This is a genomic window from Psychrobacter sp. 1U2, from assembly GCF_051847575.1.
In genome coordinates, this window is the sequence record NZ_JBPYDC010001363.1 from 1 (window position 1) to 616 (window position 616).

The 616-nt window shown below is 44.3% G+C and carries 1 protein-coding gene; it reads left to right on the forward strand.

The genetic code is table 11. From position 1 onward, the window contains the following. A partial coding sequence (locus ACS8FD_RS22115; protein WP_439277446.1) for an ABC transporter permease subunit occupies nucleotides 1-382 on the forward strand: 382 nt, incomplete at its 5' end. Nucleotides 383-616 lie beyond the last annotated feature (234 nt).

Genomic DNA, 616 nt, shown 5'->3' on the forward strand with positions numbered 1-616 from the left:
GCCACTCATACGTCTAACGACTTTGGGTATTACTCAAGTCAATCATGAAATGGTCGAGGCAGGACGCTCATTTGGTAGCACTCATTTGCAGCTGCTTGTCTGGATTAAGCTGCCCCAAGCACTGCCTAGTATCATGGCGGGGATTAATCAAGCAGTAATGATGTCGCTTGCTATGGTAGTACTGGCTTCCATGATTGGTGCACCTGGTCTTGGCGAAGATGTCTTGCAATCTATCCAAACGCTCAATATCGGTCAAGGCTTACAAGCAGGTACCGCTATTGTCATCGTTGCTATTATTATCGACCGTATTACTCAAGCTTTTGGTCAAGGTAAGCGTGCGCGTCAAAAAACCATTGAAGGGGGCAAACGTCCGATTGGTTAGGAGTTTGCTTGGCGTTAAGGTGCACATGCCCCGTTAAAAATGAGCGTAACAAACAGCGAAATTGATAATAACGAAAACCATAACAACGACAACAATAAATACCAATAGCGAGAACCACGATGAATCATATCCAATTAGAGAATATCAGTAAGATTTATAATGCCAATAGTACGCAAGCACAGTCTGCACTGACGTTACTGGCTGAGGGTATGGACAGCATTAAGGTGAAAGAGC